Below are 16220 nucleotides of genomic sequence, written 5' to 3' on the forward strand. Positions count from 1 at the left end.
GGGTTTCGCGGGGCTATAGTCAACCTGCAATTTTTGGGGGAATGACGGGGAAAAGCATGGCGCGGGGGACTGTCCATACAAAGGCGATGGATGCGGGGATCACAAACCTGAATACGCCTCTTGCGCGGAGCGCCATTGAAAAAGTTTTGATCCAACTTTTTCAAAACTTGGCCGCCGGAGGCAAGTATTGTTGCAGTTCTGTAGTTCTTTAGTTCTGTACTCTACCGCCGGAGGCTGGCTGTTTGGCAGTCAGCCTCCGGCGGTTTTTTCTTTTGGTTTTATACCGCGCACATCTCGCGGATTTGAGCCAGGATCTGATCCGTATCAAATCCCTGGAGGTGCAGGGCGCCGGAACGACAGGACGCCACGCACTGGCCGCAGCCCTTGCACAGGACCGGGTTGATCTCCGCTTTGCCGGCATTGGGTCCTTCCTTGACCATGGAAGGCGCGCTGTACGGACAGGTGCTCACGCAGACCATGCAGGAGGAGCAAAACCTGGGATCCACCTTAGCCACGTTGGCGCTGGTGTTGATGGACTTGCGCGACAACAGGGTGACGGCTGCGGAGGCCGCCGCCTGGGCCTGGGCCACGGCTTCGTCAATGGGCTTGGGATAATGGGCCAGGCCGCACAGGAACACGCCGTCCGTGGCGAAGGAGGAAGGCGCCAGCTTGACGTGGGCTTCCACGAAGAAACCCTGATCGTTCAAGGGCAGCTTGAACTGCTGGGCCATCCTTTCGTCATTATAGGGAACCACGGCCGAAGCCAGGGTCAACAAATCCGCCTTGATGGCCAGGGGCAGGCCTGCGATGGGGTCCCGCACCTCGATGGTAAGGCCGGAATCGTCTGCGCTGACCTTGGGCTTGTCGTCCACATTATAGCGGATGAAAATCACGCCTTTTTCCCGAGCTTCCTTGTACAGATTTTCGCGCTCTCCGTAGGTGCGGATGTCGCGGTACAGGACGTAAACCTGCATGTCGGGATTCATTTCCTTAAGATGCAGGGCGCTCAGCACGGAATGGGTGCAGCACAGGCGGGAGCAATAGGGCCTGTTGGGCTCGCGGGAGCCCACGCACTGGATGAACACCGCGGTTTCTGCGTTTTTCACGACCGCATCGTTTTCCATCATCTTGCGGTCCAGTTCCTGACCGGTGAGAATTCGGGGATCCTGGCCGTAGAGGTATTCCGCAGGCTCGAGTTCATAGGCGCCCGTGGCGATGATGGTCACGCCGTGATCCACCACATATTCGCCCTGATCGTTTTTAATGGTGGACTGGAAGGCGCCCACAAAGCCGGTCACGTCCGCCAGTTCCGCGTTCAGGTGCACGGTGATATTGGGGTCGGCCTCCACTTCCTGGATCATCTGCCCCAGTTTTTCCTGGATGTCCTCGTGCTTGGCGGTCTTGAACAGACTTCTGGCCTGACCGCCCAGGCTGGAGTCGCGCTCCACAATGGACGTTTCGTAGCCCTGGGCCGAAAGAGCCTGGGCCGCTGCAATGCCTGATATGCCGCCGCCGATCACCATGGCGTGCTGGTTAATCAAGAGTTGGGACTCTTCCAAAGGCGAAAGCAAAGCCACCTTGGCTACGGCCATGCGAAGGAGGTCCTTGGCCTTTTCCGTGGCTTTTTGGGGATCGTCCTTGTGGACCCAGGAATCCTGGTTGCGGATGTTTACGAATTCAAACAGGTATTTGTTCAACCCGGCCGCGGACAGGGTTTCCTGGAATAAGGGCTCATGGGTCTTGGGCGAGCAGGCCGCCACCACGATGCGGTTGAGGCCCTTCTCCTTGATGAGCTTGGTCATGGCGTCCTGAGTGTCCTGGGAGCAGGAGTACAGGTTGTCGTCGGAGAACTCCACATAGGGCAGATTGGCTGCATAATCCCGCACCGCCGGAACATCCACAACGCCGCCGATGTTGATGCCGCACTGGCATACGAACACGCCCACGCGGGGTGGCTCGCCCTTGATGTTGACCTCGGGCGGCATTTCGGTTTTGACGGTCAGGGTGTCGCGGCTGGCCGTCAGGCCCGAGCCCGCCATGAGGGCCGCGCTGCCCGCTTCCACCACCGACTGGGGGATGTCCTTGGGGCCTGCGAAGGCGCCGCACAAATAAATGCCGTCCACGTTGGAGGCCACGGGAGAAAAGGAGTCCACCTGGCCGAATCCGCCGGGGGTGAGCTCCACGCCCATCTTGCCGGCCAGTTCCCGAAGCGGATCGGAAATTTCCAGGCCAACGGACAGGACGACCAAATCGTAATCTTCGTTCAGAACATTGCCGTCTTCATCCACGTACCGCAAGTCCAGATCTCCGGTCTCGGGATTGGGATCGATAGTGTGGACGCGGGCGAGTTTGAAGGCCACGCCGTGTTTTTCGCGGGCTTCGTTGTAGCAGTCTTCAAAGCCTTTGCCGTGGGTCCGCATGTCCATGTAGAAGATCGAGCAATCCAGTTCGTACGGCGCGTGCTCCTTGGCGATGATGGCCTGCTTGATGGCGTACATGCAGCAGACGGACGAGCAATAGGAATTGCCGCACCGGTTGATATCGCGAGAGCCCACGCACTGGAGCCAGGCGATCTTAAGGGGCTCCTTGCTGTCCGAAGGCCTCACCAGGTGGCCGCCCGTGGGGCCGGAAGCAGAGAGGATGCGTTCGAACTCCAGAGAGGTCATGACGTTTTTGCTTTGGTGCATGGCGTAGGCGTCAATACCCTTGGGATCGAAAGCGGAAAAGCCGGGCGCCAGAATTACGGAGCCCACGTGGATGTCCAGAATCTTTTCCTTGTCGTCGTACAGGATGGCCCCGGCGGGGCACACCTTTTCGCAGTTGCCGCATTTGTCCTTGGTCAGCTTGAGGCATTGCTCGGGATCAATGGCGAATTTCAAAGGCACGGCCTGGGGATAAGGCACGTAGATGGCCTTGCGTTTGATGAGCCCCTGGTTGTATTCGTCCGTGACCTTTTTGGGGCATTTGGCCGCGCATTGGCCGCAGGCGATGCATTTTTCCGTATCCACGTAACGGGGCGCCTGGCGGATGTTCACCGTAAAGTCGCCTTTAGCGCCCTCTATGCCCTGGATTTCCGCCAGGGTGATCAGCTCGATGTTGGGATGCCTGCCCACCTCCACCAGCTTGGGGCTCATGATGCACATGGAGCAGTCATTGGTTGGAAAGGTCTTGTCCAACATGGCCATGACGCCGCCGATGGAAGCGGTTTTTTCCACCATATACACCTTGTACCCGGACTGGGCTAAATCCAGAGAAGCCTGAATGCCTGCAATGCCTCCCCCGACCACCATCACAGATCCCACAACATCATTAGACATGGTTTGTCTCCTTTTATTCAAATCTTTCCGTAGGGGCTTTCGAGCCCCGGTTCGCCGAATTTCCGCAATCAACCGTTATGCAGCCGAACGGGAGGAGAAGCATCTCCCTCGTCATCCTTCCCGCCGTTGATGATTTTAAAAGGCCGCTTTTTCCGCTTGTAATCCTGTATGGAGTCCAGCTGAAACAGCAAGTCCTGGCACTCGGGCCTGAAAAACCGGGCCTTGCCCTTTTTTTCAGGATGAATGTTCTCCGAGTAATACTCGAACAGGAAAACGCCCGGCCCCAGCTTATCCAGAGAACGGGCGATGTTGAGCGCCAGGGAGTAATAGTCGCCTATCTCCACATCTCCGTGGACGACCTTGCACAGCATGCGGCGTATCTGTCGATACAAAGCCGGATCGCCTGCAATGGCCCTGTCCGCGGCCTCCAGCATTTGGTCGCGCAGTTCTAATAACTCAGCAGTTGTTATAGGCTTGTCGCCCTCATCCATGAGCCTGATTCCTTCCTCCGGGGCTGTTCGCCCGACTTCCGGCTTGAGCCGCTGAACCATTGGCGGCCCCAAAACCGGCTATGCGAGGCGACCGCGTATTACCCGCCGTCAGCCCCGAAATCCAAACCAGGACTATAGGGTGCGCACGCCGAACCCGGGCGGCGCATGGTCCCGGCCTCATGTAAAGCCGGGCGAATAGGGATGGATAAGCAAGGATTGGGATTTAAAAAAAGAAGGCATAGTCTGCTTCCGTCCGGGTTAATCAGTCAAAATTCTGTGGCAGTGAGAATAAAGGGGGGCATGGAAAAAGTCAAGAATCTATTTAATGTTTTGATATTAAGAATAGACAAATACAATACAATCCCTTCCTTCCAAAAACGAATCTCAATACCGGATTTTCAACACGATCGTATAACTCGTCCTTGCAATCGAAAGGGCCTTGATATTATGATGCGGCTTGAAACGCATGGACAGGATGAACAACCTAATTTTGACGACTCAGGAGGAGACGCATGGCATTTATCGAGCCCACCGGGCGGCAGTTGAAGGAACTTTCCGAAATGAAGCACGAAGGCCCCATTGTGATGGTCAACCTGCTTAAGCTGAAGAAAGGCGGCGGCCAGGAGTCCTACGCCAAGTATTCCGACGCCTCGCTCAAGCTTGTGCAGAAGATCGGCGGCCGGGTCATTTATTTCGGCAAGTACATGATGCCGGTGATCGGGGACGGCGATTGGGACGGGGTTTTGCTGGTGGAGTATCCCTCCATCAAGGCTTTTTTCGAGATGGTGAACTCGCCCGAGTACAAGGCGACCGTGCATCACCGGAGCGAGGCTTTAGAGGACTCCCGTTTATGGGCCACCAAGCCCATAGCCTGATTGTTTTGATCAACGAGACACGTTCTTGGCGTTCAGAGCGCGTCCTTGGGCAGGCGCGGGGGGCCTGCAGAAAAGCGAAACCGATCCTTGAAACGGGTGGCCCAGGCAGCGTCGTTTGCTGCCTGGGTGCGACAGCACACAAGGTGCGGCCCGCAAAGAATCATGAGATCGGGGAAGGTCGGCGGGCGGAGATGGTTGATTAAGATCCTTTATTTGTTTGGTCTTGGATAGATCATCCGTCAACACGATGATTCCCAGCGTCAGATACTGAAAAGGTTTGAACAAAATGCGCTTGCGCGCCCCGGCAGGAAACTGCTCTGCCGCGGCCACCCATCATCTGCAAAGGATTAATTGCCCCATGGCGATGGATTCTCCCCGGCCAGCCTCCTTAGGGCCTGGGCGTATTGCTTTTAGGGTGGCACTGGCAGCGTCCTTTGCTGCCAGTGTTGCGAAGCAACAGTAGGCGCGGCCGGAGGAAATTGCAGGAATTAGGAACGGTCGGCGGGCGAACAGCGTTGGTTGAAATCCTGCCTTTATATCAGCCTTTAAACCGCTCCTTGTTTTCCATGAGGGCCTTGACCGGATCCAGGCCGTAGGGGGAACCTTCCTCAATGGCCTTCAAGACCGTGCCGCCGCCCGTGAAGAAATAATACTGGGCGCTGTCCATGGCGGCCAGGTACAGGCCGGGGCTGAGGTTTTTGAATTCCTGGAGGGTGTCGCCCCCGCCGTAAAACTTTTGGGCGCCTGTGTTGGCGTCGATGGTGGCGTCCAGTTTTTGGGAGCCTTCATAAAAATGAGGGGTCAGGCCCATGACTGCGTTGACGAAAATGGTCTTTGCGCCGGCGATGGCCTGGGCGACCTGGGGCGTGTCAAAGGATTCGGGCGCGATGTCCAGGAAGTACCCCCGCTCCTGGCCGGGGGCGAAGTCGGAAGCGGACACGGTCCGGTACTTGCCCTCCACCCGGCCTTCGATGGTGTCCGACTCCACCAGAAAGGGCAATTCCACGATTTTACCCGCTTCCTTGTCCTGCGCTACCAGCTCCCGGGCCGCCTTGACGTCCGTCTCGCTCACGCCGCCCACGGTGATCCCGTATTTGGCGCACAGGAAGGCGTTGTAGATGACGCCGCCCAAAATCAGGTGATCCACCTTTTTGTAAATCTCCTGCAGGGGGCCTATTTTCGTATCGTACTTGGCGCCGGCTACCACGGCCACAAAGGGCTTTTCCGGATCCAGAACATGGCGCAGATTGATCAATTCCTTTTGCATGAGAAAGCCCGCATAGGAAGGGAGATGCTCGGCCACGTCAAAGGTGGATGCGTCGGGCTGCCACGATCCGAACGCGTCGTTCACAAACACATCGGCCAACCCCGCAAGCTGCCTTGCCAGGCGCTCCCTGGCGTCGCCCTTGGCCGCCTCTCCGGAGAACCAGCGGGTGTTGGGCAGATAAATCCCGCCGATGCGATGTTCGTTTAAATCCCGGATGTGCCAGTTGATGGAGGTGTCTATCTGGCGGATGCCCTGGTCCCCGTCCACGGGAAACTCGGGAATGGCGAAGGTAGTGTACAGCTTGCGCTCCAGGTATTCCACGATGGGCTGGACCGATGTGCCTGCGTCCACCTTGATGGTCCCGGTCTTCTTGTCCTTGGGGCGGCCCACGTGGGTCATGAGGATGGGCCTGCCGCCGCGCTCCACGATATTGTACAGGGTGCCCAGGGTGGCGTCGATCCGGTAGGGATCGTGAATCACGCCCTTTTTGACCACGTTGTGGTCCACGCGGACCAAAACCACCTTGCCGGCCAGGTCGGCGTCCTGGATCAGGGGAAGCCTGGAATCAATGAGATGTCTGTTCATGACGCGCTCCTTTGAGTTGAAAACAGGGGTTGCCCAATAATGGCACAGGGCGCACGTAGTGTCAGCAAAAAATATGGGCCGAAGAAAATGGAAACTAAGTTAGCTTTAGGGCTTGCCCTGCTTTGGTTTTTGGGTGGCCCAGGCATGCAATGACTGGGGCCGAAGGCCAAAAGGCGCGACCGGAAAAATTGTAGGAATATAGAAAGGTCGGCGGGCGGAGGGAGTTGGTTGAACCCATACATTTGTTTGGTTTTGGATAGATCGTTCGGCCGCTTGAGAGACCAGGATTCTATCGTCGAGGAAGGTCGCACCTTTTGCGCTGACGCGCCCTGGCAAGATACTGCTTTGCCTGGGCCATCCATTTTCTGGCCTCGAGCGAGGTTAAAATATTATGGAAATGATTTGATTTCAGATAGTTCTATATGCATTCCCACGCGAAGCATGGGAACGAGAAGTCGGATGAGCAAGGGACGAAGTGTAGACTCAAGGCATGGGGACGGGCTTGAAATTTTTTAAGTAAAATGAAGAAACAGGTTATAAAATTTTGTCAGCGCGCTGCAGGTTTCGGCTTTAAAAATGAACCGTAAATCCCAGGGACATGGAGTAGCCGTCTTTGTCAAAGTTGTTGGGGCAGGATTCGTCCTTGCGCATGGTCATGCAGGGGTCTTCTTCGCTCAGGTCCATGCCGCGATACAAAAAATCCAGGCCGAAGCGGACCGGCGCGTCGGAAAAGGAAAATCCCACGCCCAGTTCGTAGCCGGATGCCGCCGGCAGGCTGGGGGATACGCGGCTTTCTGAGTCGCGGCCTCCATAGATGATGCCGCCGCCCAGGTAGGGCAGGAAGCGTTTGCTGACGTGAAATTGCAGCCTGGAGCCCATGCTCAGGAAACTGGTGTTCAGGGTGTCGGAGAGCATGCCTTCAAAGCCGGGGCTGTTTTCGCGACCGCTTCTGTCCAGAAGGCCCAGGAGGGCTTCGCCGTCGTCCAGCATGGAAAACAGGGAGCGTCTGTCGTTGTTTGCGGCTCCGTCCATGGAAAAACGATAGGTGGAATTGGCGCCGGGGTTGGATTGATAGCTGGATTGAGGGTCGATGGTGACGGGTACGGGAATAATGGCATGGCCTGTCTCGCGCAGGTCTTCCACCCAGTCCCAGGACCATTGGGGAACTTTGGCGGGGCGCGGGGAGGCCGTGACTTGGGGCGCAGGCGTCTCCTGCCCGCACAGGGCGGGCGTGCACAGGGCGCAAACCCACATGGCCGCAACAATAAATATCAATAAAGCCCTGTAAGAGCCTTTGGTGTTGTTGAAATGGTTGGAGCAGACAGGGGCCTTACGGTTGGCGGCATTTGTGGAATCTTTCATGGTTCATTCTCCCGGAGCCTGACGGCGGCCCCTTTTTATTGATTGAGAATCACAGCCCTATCAAATAGAACAAGCCCGATCCTGAGCCGAAAAAGCGCCTTGGAACCGGCGGAGCTGCAATCGCCCCCACCGTAAGTACACGTTGCGTGCCAAGCATTGCTTCTCGGCGAGAGATTTAGCAATTCCCCAAAAATAACAGCTAATTAAAGAGTCGGAAAAAACCTTGCTTGCATCCAGGGTCTGACAGGGAAAAACCCCATACAAACATCAATCCGCCTGTCCGGACGCCCCGGTCGGCGGAGGCCGAAACACGCTTCTTTAGCTGGAATAATAAATACTTGGGAAAAAGCAACCAGTCCCTGATCGGGACGAACCATTTGCCCTATTGAGCGCCATCCCCATGCAGCAGACTTTTCCTAGGCGGAAAAATCTTCCTGCCCCCTTTTGGTAATGGTTGACGGAGTATAACAAAAAGCAAGTCCTTTTGTCTTTAAAAAACCGCCAATAACAATCCTTTGTGCGGATAATGGAGGCGTGGCACGACATTTGCTTGATTTTGGGAGGTAACGGGCGCCCCGGATCCGGGGAATTTTTCATAGCGTCCGGTAATATGGAGGATCAGCATCATGAAAAAAATCTATGTTTTTTTGTTTATTCTGGGGGCCGTCGTGGCCTTGTCCGCATGCTCCCACGGAAAATCCAAGGATGTATCCGGGGCTTCCATGCCTGAAGAGATATACGCCTCGCCGGATTACAATATGTACAGAAACGCCAAGGTCGGGGTTTTTCCATTTATGTCGCCCGAATACGCCCGGGGCGCGGGAAGCAGCGCGGCTTCGGTCTTTTGCAGGCAGTTGGAGAAAAACCGCGTGTTTTCCGCCGTGCATCTGGAGGCGGACGTTCCTCCCCAGGCCATCGCGGAAATAGCCAAGGCCAAAAGGTACGATCTGGTCATCACCGGAGCGGTCTTGTACTGGTTTGAAGGCAGCACGTTGGAGCCCTCCCGGGTGGAGCAGGAAATCACGGTTTTCAAGCCCTCGTCCAAGGGAAATAGGGTTCTGTGGAGGGCCCGCCTGATGGAAACCGGTTGGCCGGTGCAGCCCAAAGATTACTTGCTGGGACAAACACATGCAGTTCCGGCGCCCTCGGCCATGACGCTGGTGCAGAAAAACGCAGGAAAATTTTGCAAGATGCTATTGGCCGGCAGGTAAAACGCCGGTTGGATTCATACTCAGGAGAATGTCCATGACTTCCACGAAAAGAAAACTTGCCGCAGCCGTGCTGGCGCTTGCCGCAGCCGGTCTGCTTTGGGCGTGCCGGTCCCAGGCGCCTTATCCGGTCACCTATTCCATTAACGCCCAGCAGAAAATGCAGGCCGTCCATCATTGGGACATTCTGGCGGAAGACGTGGCCAATCAGGTAATGATGACCATTGAGCAGCATCCGGGAATCGAAACCCAGCCTGTTTCCGTGGCGTCCCCGGACGAGACTACCGCCTTCTCCCTGATGTTCCACGATCTGCTGGTTTCTCATCTTGTAAACCGGGGTTTGGTGCTGACGCCCTCCAATGAAGGAAGCCTGATCCTTGGCTACAGCGCCCGCATCCTCCAGCATGAGGACCGGATCATCCGAAAAAACCCGGTCAAATGGACCATGTTGGCGGGCAGCATGCGCGTCGCCCGGGCCGCTTATGACTGGGCCACGGAAGACATTCTGAATATGGGCATCGGCGTGGGTATTTTGGGGGATCTGGCCCGGGGCTACACCACGGGGGACAAGCCGGCCAAGGAACTGTTCATTACAACGACCCTGGCGTACGGGGACCGGTATCTTATGCACGCCAACGACATTTACTATATCAACGACGGCGACTGGTGGCAGTACGACGCCAACCCCATCGCCATGGGAAGCTCTTTGGACGCGGGCGGCCCTGGGCAGGCAAAAACCTATCGCACTGTGTCTGAGTGATCGTTATTGCGAACCATTGGGAGGGCCGCATGCGTTGCCAACATCGGATCATCAAAAAAAATCTTTTCAGCGCCCGCGGGAAAGGCGCGCTTTTTCCGGCCGCCGCTTTGATTTTAGCGGCCGTCCTGGCTTTTGGGGGATGCAGCTCCAACAAAAGAAACAGGCCCGTCGACGACGGGGTAAACCCGCTAGTCATTCCCCATGAAAACCTTTTGGAGTCCAGCTATAACGCCGGCGACATTTTGGCCCAAGCCCTGAAAAGGCAAAGCCTGCCCATGAACCGGCCCATGCTGGCTTCCAGCCTGGTAAATATTGACAACCTTGAGGAGTCGTCCACGTTCGGACGCCTGGTTTCGGAGCAAATCGCGTCCCGGCTGGCCCAGCACGGATACCCCTTTGTGGAATTGAAATTGCGGCAGGACTCCGTGTTCATCAAGGAGGGCCAGGGGGAATTTCTCCTTTCCCGCGAATTGAGGCATTTGGGCGAAACCCACGACGCCGCCGCCGTGCTGGTGGGAACCTATGCGGTGACCGAAGATCTGGTTTTTGTGAGCGTCCGGCTGGTCAGGACCCAGGATAACACGGTGATTGCAGGGCATGACTATCAGCTTTACAACTCGGATATCGTAGAGTCGCTGCTGCGGTAACTTGATTGGAGCAAAAGGAAAAATTCCGCATTTCCGGCATTATTGGCTTGATTTTCCATTAGTTGGTATATTATGAAGAATTTTCACGATTGGCTAAGACGCCGGATCAAAGCCAAAGGGATTATTCATGCTGAAAAAAAAGCGGCTGGCTCAATATGTAATCGTCCAGGGCCTGAGCTCCGACGAGTTGGATGAAGTTATCCTGTGCTGCGACGTCCTGGACTTTAAGGACGGAGAGCCCATCATCAAGGAGCACTCCATCAACTCCTCCCTGTACATTCTGGAGGAAGGCAGGGTGAGCGTCCAGATAGAGGTTTGCCGGAAAGAAAAAGAGTCCATGGAGGAAATAGCAATCCTGGACTCGGGAGATGTGTTCGGAGAAATCGCCTTTTTGGAGGAATGGCGGAGATCCGCGTGCGTCATGGCCGTGGGAGACGTGACGGTGCTTAAGCTGGACGGAGACCGGCTGCATTGGCTGTTTGAAAGGAACAACCACATCGGCTACCTGATGATGCGCAACTTGGGTCTGGTGCTGGCCCGGCGGCTTATGGACACCAACTATTTGCGCAAGATTGATATAGAAGACGGCTCCGAATGCGTGGATCCGTCCCTCCACGCATAACTTGCCCGGTTTTTCAGGGCGCGGCAAATCCCTTTGCGCCGCCCTATCCTTCCCCTAATATCCTATTTATCCTGTCGATGATTTTTTGCGAAACCTGGTCCGCATTTTCCATCTGAGAGGCCGAAGTCACGGAATCCACTCCCGGCGCTTCGATGTTCAGGTCCGGATCTCCTGTCGTTGTCAACAGCACGATTTTTTGCTTGTCCGCCGTCTTTTTCACAAAGGCTTCGATTTCCGGCTCCACTCTCCAGGCCATGCAGGTATTGATCAAAACCACGGCGTCATAGCCTTCGGCGTCGATTTTGTCCAAAGCGGGAACGCTTTCCACCTGAATAAATACGTCCTGACCTTCATAGGCTTTCACCACGTTTTCCAGGATGACGCTTTTAAATGCCGTATCCTCCGTTGCGAACAGCACCTTGGTTTCAGCCGAAGGGCTGCCGTATTGGACCGAGGAGACTCTTTTGGGGCCGCAGCCGGCGGCGAGCAGGAGTAGGACGGCCAAAGCCGCATAAAACCGCATTAAACGCATGGCGAATTCCTTTCCCAAAGGATAAAAAAGGCGAGGCGCCCCGGCCGCACGCCGGATACGCCTCGCCTTTTTTTATAGCATAAAAGCCTATCAGTCCGTATTGTTAATGGTGAAAAACCTGCTGCCTATGCCGTCCGAGTTGCCAGCGTTGTCCCGGGCGGTCCACTGGATGGTGTGCACCCCGTTGGTATAAGCGGTGGTGTCCAGATAAAAATAACCGGCCGCGCCATCCGAGTTTGCATAGCCCGGGAATAGGTTTGCAATGTCCTCCCTGTACTGATCGTACGTGGGATGCCCTTGATACACTCCGTCCACGTACACGTTGAGGGTGGAGCCGTCCGTGGGTATGCTGTTGGGCTGGGGAGTCAGCGCCCAGCCCCAGTTTGCGTAGCTGGAACCCGAGGCGGTCCCGCCTTGGACCGGAGCGTCCAGAGCGCCAAAGGGCTTCACCGCATTGGCGTTGTCGCAGATAATGGTTTTCGACCCCAAGGAGGTCTGATTGCCCTCGTAATCCGTGGCCACGGCTTCGATGATGTAAGTCCCGTTGCCGCCGTTGGGCAGGAAATTCGTAAGCATCATGTAGCCCCAGCCGGCCTGGGAGTTCTGGGGATAATCCGGGTATTGATTCGCCACGTCCGGTCTGGCGCCTTCCACCATGACGGCGTCGCCGATGTAGATCTGGCCGCCGCCGGTGGTGTTGTATATCTTTACGCTGTCCACGCCCACGTCGTCCAAGGCCCAACCGGTGACCGGGATGGAGCTTCGGACCGTTGAGTTGTCCAAGGGCGTATCAAAGGAGCCGAAGGGGGGATTCAGGTTTTCCGGGTCTCTTTTGTTGACTCCGACTTTTACGTTGCGCGTATCCCCCCCGGTGTCGCTGATGGGTACGTTGACCCATGTGGTTCCCAGGGAAGAGGAACTGTAGCAGACGTAAAAATGCATATACGCAGAGCCCGTTCCGCTTTCCGGCCAGACGCTCAGCCAATCGGGCAGTTGGCGCGTTTGCACATACCAGCCCACACGGGAGTTTGCCGTGTTAATCCAGGTATGGCCCACCCAGGGGCCGCCGCCCTTTCTGCTTAAATCGACTTCCGTGCCGCTGACCAGCATTTTATCCGGGTATACGGTGAAATGGGGAATTCCGTAATCAATCAGTCCGGGAGCGCCGGGGTCCAAAACTTCCCCGTTCTGAAGCGCATCCAGGTCGCCGTCGAGGCCGTCTGTCAAGGTTATGGTGACCTGATTGCCGGCAAACACGGCGTTGGCGTATAAAACCCAGCCGTCGTCCGTCACTTTATAGTACTGGCTTCCAGCCGGAAACTCGGACGGAAAGGTCAAGACGGCCGAGATTGTATCGCCCAAATTCAGGCCCGTAACCTTGAAGGTTATGAGGCCGTCTGGAAAGGAAAACCCCGGAGGAAATCCATTTTGGGTGACTTGGTTTACGTTCAGAATGTCTATGGAAGCCGGATCCAGGACGCCGCCCTGGCCCGTAATGTCGATTTGATAATGCCTGCCGTTGTATTCGATGTCGGCGATCTCTCCCGTTGCGTTCAACGTAACCTTCACCTGAATCTCGTCATCCCGGGGAGGATCCATGTCATCGTCGTCGTCAAAGGGGCAGCCCAAGACCGATAGGAAAAAAACCAGTAAAAGGGCCCATAAGGCCCAGCGTTTGCCTTGGAACTCGGGAACCTGGTTAGCCATGCCAATTCCTCCCTGCTAAGGATGAACAAAATTAATTTTATATACTTGATTTTATGAGATGAATTGCATCTCAAGACTACCCTGATTCCTGGGAAAGAGCAATAGAAAAGTAAGGGCGCCCCCCTTAGTTTTCCTCCCGAAATTCGGCCAAATGCTCCAGGAGTTCGTCCAACAACTCCCGGGGATACAGGACTCCGGCCATTTCGTCCCAGACCGGTCTGGTGCGCTCGGCGATCATCTTCATGTCGTCGTCCGAGGCCTGGGCGAGAATGAGGCCGTATTTCAGCATGGCGTCCAGGCATTTTTGATTGTCCACCCGAACCCGCTCCGTGAATTGCCTGACAAACTTGCTGCGCTCTTCCAGAATCGCCTCTTTATATGCCTTGACTTCCTCCGAGGCTTCGAAGTCCTCTTTCCGTTGAATCATCAGGGCCGGAGAATAGCGGATTTTGGAGGTGTTGACGTATTTGTACACCGAGTACATCTGGGAGCCCACCTGCCAGATGGCCGGGCCGATGTTGGCGTCAACCACGCCCTGACGCAGGGATGTGCTGATTTCGGGCACATTGACCGGCACGGCGGAAGCGCCCAGAGCCTTAAGCATATTGGCCTCCAGGTCTCCGTACCAGCAGGTGAATGTGGATTTCTCGAAATTCTCCAGCTTGTTCATGGGATATTTGACCGAGTAAATCTGGTCAAAATCCTGATCAATAAGACCTACGAGAAACAGCCCGTGCTTTTCGGCCAAGCTGTCGAATTCCGGCATCATCTGCTCGCGGATATAATCCACCTCGTCGTAATTCCGAAACAAAAACGGCAGTTCCAGCACCGTCATTTCTGGCACGGCCATGGTCACGCCCTGGCCGGACAAGCCCGCGCCGTTCAACTGGCCGATGCGCATTTTTTTCAGGGTGTCCTCGTCGTCCCCCATGACGCCGCCCCAGTATATCTTCACCCGCACCTCTCCGTTGGTGCGTTCCTGCACCATGGGCAGAAGCAGATCCTGTATGTGGACCGCCCACCCGATTCCATTGGGCGCCAGGGTGGCGTATTTCCAGACGTACTTGGGCTTTTCAGCGCCTGTTTCGGCGCGGCCCTGTCCTATCCCCCCCAGCAGCAGCATCGCCGCTGCAACAGACAACAAAAGTCTTTTGCAAAGCATGGCTTTTCCCTCCAAATTGATAGGGCTCAAAAGGAATTCCGGCCGGCTTGCATCTCTTCAGGACTATGCGGGCGCATAAGGAGCAGGGAGCAATCCGGGAAGCGATCAAGGCCAGGGCAAGTCCGGCGCGGAGCGATTTTTGAACTGACATGTCAGTCTTTTTTCCCCGTGAAATAACCAATTCTTCACCCGGTGTCAAGATCGAATTTCACCTCCCGCAAATTCGGAATAAACAATCCTTTCGGAGCCCTGTCCTTGCATGACGCCGAGTTTCCGGGTATATACTCCGGTACCCGGAGGTTGAACGGATTTTAATATTTGTTTAACTATTCAAGAATAGCTGATAGCTAAAGAATGTTGGATGCGTATTCCTATTAACTTGATTTGGCGAATATGACAAAAGAGACGTACAAACCCGGCAAGGAATGCATCAAGTGCGGATCGTGCATGACCGTGTGCCCGGTGTTCCAAAACACCCATATGGAGGCCGACGTGGCCCGGGGCAGGCTGGCGGTGCTCAAGCAGGGGGAAAAGGACGAGAAGCTGGCCCGTTCGGCGATCATGCGGGACGTCCTGACCCGGTGTCTGCTGTGCGGCGCCTGCGAAAACGTGTGCGCCAATAAAGTTCCTGCGCCCAGCCGGGTGATCCAGGGCCGGGAGATCGCCCGCAAGCGCTTCAACCTGCCCAAGCAGGTGCAGCTGGCGGCCCTGATGGATCAGGGCTTGAAAGGAGGCCTTTTGCGGACCGGCGGCAAGCTGGCCCAGGGGCTTTTGGGCGGAAAGATCGACAAATCCAGCGGCCTGTACCTGCGTTTTCCCGCTTCCTTTTTTACGGGCCGCAAGGTCATCCCCGCGTTTACATCCCCATCGTGGCTGGAACAAAAAAAGGGCGCGGACTTTTCCGGCCCGGGCCTGAGGATCGGCTTTTTCGTAGGATGCGGAACCGATCATCTGTTTCAGCAAAACGCCCAGGCTTTGGAACGCTTAGGTAAGGAAGCGGGGTTGAACATCATCACGGTTCCCGGCCAGGGATGCTGCGGCCTGCCCGCTTACGCCGGCGGAGACCGGGAAACGGCCATCGCCTGCGCCAAACGCAACCTGGACGCCTTTTCCGCCCTGGATTTGGACGCAGTGGCCACGGTATGCGCCTCTTGCGGCAGCCAGATTCAAAATCTGCCTCAACTGTTTGAGGACGATCCGGAATATTTGGCCAAGGCGGAAAAAATGGCGGCCATGCACCAGGACGCCGCCCAAATTCTTTTGGACGCCCCTGGCTTTCAGGATTTGCTGAAGCAAATCAATGCTGCGGCCCATGATGAAACACCGCGCATCTACTACCACACGCCCTGCCACCTTCGGTTCGGCAAAGGCGCCTCCTCAGCTCCTTTGGACTTGCTAAAGTCTCTTGATCAAAGAATCGACCTGATCCCCCCCGGCGGTCTGACCCAATGCTGCGGCCACGGCGGCGGCTTCAATATCGATCACCATGACCTGTCCCTGAAAATCCACCAATCCGGGCTCAATCCCATCCTGGAGCAATCGCCGGAAAAAATCGTGACCGGCTGCACCGGCTGCCTCATGCAGTTCATGGAAGGCGTGTTCACGGCGAAGCGCCCGCACGTGGAAATTTGCCATCCCCTGGTTCTGGTTGATACACTGCTGAAATAGCCGGACGCAATCCCGCG

Annotated in this window: 14 protein-coding genes; 7 read left to right on the forward strand and 7 right to left on the reverse strand. The window is 56.0% G+C overall.

The window, feature by feature from the left end:
• Nucleotides 1–278: 278 nt before the first annotated feature.
• Nucleotides 279–3317, reverse strand: a complete 3039-nt coding sequence (locus tag G491_RS0104795; protein ID WP_035217777.1) for an FAD-dependent oxidoreductase — start codon at nt 3315–3317, stop codon at nt 279–281.
• 68 nt (nt 3318–3385) lie between these two features.
• Nucleotides 3386–3868 carry a hypothetical protein gene (locus G491_RS0104800; protein WP_028313774.1) on the reverse strand — a complete coding sequence of 161 codons (483 nt, stop codon included), beginning with the start codon at nt 3866–3868 and terminating at the stop codon, nt 3386–3388.
• A 141-nt stretch (nt 3869–4009) separates the two neighbouring features.
• Here G491_RS0104800 and G491_RS35305 point away from each other — a divergent pair, with 141 nt between their 5' ends.
• The gene (locus tag G491_RS35305; RefSeq protein ID WP_157467980.1) at nt 4010–4354 is read left to right on the forward strand and encodes a hypothetical protein; all 345 of its coding nucleotides are present in this window, start codon (nt 4010–4012) and stop codon (nt 4352–4354) included.
• Entirely contained in the window at nt 4321–4683 is a 363-nt protein-coding gene (locus tag G491_RS0104805) for a DUF1330 domain-containing protein (protein ID WP_028313775.1), read from the forward strand. Before G491_RS35305 ends, G491_RS0104805 begins: the two co-directional genes overlap by 34 nt.
• A gap of 538 nt (nt 4684–5221) precedes the next feature.
• Here the strand turns inward: G491_RS0104805 and G491_RS0104810 are convergent.
• Together G491_RS0104810 and G491_RS0104815 are read right to left on the reverse strand one after the other, a co-directional pair.
• Nucleotides 5222–6535, reverse strand: a complete 1314-nt coding sequence (locus tag G491_RS0104810) for a phosphoglycerate kinase (protein WP_012609393.1) — start codon at nt 6533–6535, stop codon at nt 5222–5224.
• 570 nt (nt 6536–7105) lie between these two features.
• Entirely contained in the window at nt 7106–7897 is a 792-nt protein-coding gene (locus G491_RS0104815; protein ID WP_012609392.1) for a hypothetical protein, read from the reverse strand.
• 626 nt (nt 7898–8523) lie between these two features.
• On the opposite strand from G491_RS0104815, the gene G491_RS0104820 reads away from it, so the two are divergent.
• From G491_RS0104820 to G491_RS0104835, 4 genes are all read left to right on the forward strand, one after another.
• Nucleotides 8524–9108 (forward strand): lipoprotein, encoded by a 585-nt coding sequence (locus G491_RS0104820; protein WP_028313776.1) that lies wholly within the window; start codon nt 8524–8526, stop codon nt 9106–9108.
• 34 nt (nt 9109–9142) lie between these two features.
• A complete protein-coding gene (locus G491_RS0104825; RefSeq protein WP_012609390.1) occupies nt 9143–9865 on the forward strand; it encodes a hypothetical protein in 723 nt (240 codons plus the stop codon).
• 29 nt (nt 9866–9894) lie between these two features.
• Nucleotides 9895–10512, forward strand: coding sequence for a FlgO family outer membrane protein (locus tag G491_RS0104830; protein WP_051327040.1), 618 nt, complete (start codon nt 9895–9897; stop codon nt 10510–10512).
• 127 nt (nt 10513–10639) lie between these two features.
• Nucleotides 10640–11134 carry a Crp/Fnr family transcriptional regulator gene (locus G491_RS0104835; RefSeq protein WP_028313778.1) on the forward strand — a complete coding sequence of 165 codons (495 nt, stop codon included), beginning with the start codon at nt 10640–10642 and terminating at the stop codon, nt 11132–11134.
• Between the two features lie 43 nt (nt 11135–11177).
• On the opposite strand, the gene G491_RS0104840 is transcribed toward G491_RS0104835, so the two are convergent.
• The 3 genes from G491_RS0104840 to G491_RS0104850 all read right to left on the reverse strand — a co-directional run bounded on the left by G491_RS0104840 (nt 11178) and on the right by G491_RS0104850 (nt 14535).
• A complete protein-coding gene (locus G491_RS0104840) occupies nt 11178–11666 on the reverse strand; it encodes a hypothetical protein (RefSeq protein ID WP_028313779.1) in 489 nt (162 codons plus the stop codon).
• A 90-nt stretch (nt 11667–11756) separates the two neighbouring features.
• Nucleotides 11757–13373, reverse strand: a complete 1617-nt coding sequence (locus tag G491_RS0104845; RefSeq protein ID WP_028313780.1) for a choice-of-anchor U domain-containing protein — start codon at nt 13371–13373, stop codon at nt 11757–11759.
• Between the two features lie 124 nt (nt 13374–13497).
• A complete protein-coding gene (locus G491_RS0104850; RefSeq protein WP_028313781.1) occupies nt 13498–14535 on the reverse strand; it encodes a TRAP transporter substrate-binding protein in 1038 nt (345 codons plus the stop codon).
• Nucleotides 14536–14928: 393 nt separating this feature from the next.
• Between G491_RS0104850 and G491_RS0104855 the strand changes: the two genes are divergently transcribed.
• A complete protein-coding gene (locus tag G491_RS0104855) occupies nt 14929–16203 on the forward strand; it encodes a (Fe-S)-binding protein (RefSeq protein WP_028313782.1) in 1275 nt (424 codons plus the stop codon).
• The last annotated feature ends 17 nt before the right edge of the window (nt 16204–16220 follow it).

Origin of the sequence: Desulfatibacillum aliphaticivorans DSM 15576 (assembly GCF_000429905.1) — a bacterium.
GTDB classification, from domain to species: Bacteria; Desulfobacterota; Desulfobacteria; order Desulfobacterales; family Desulfatibacillaceae; genus Desulfatibacillum; species Desulfatibacillum aliphaticivorans.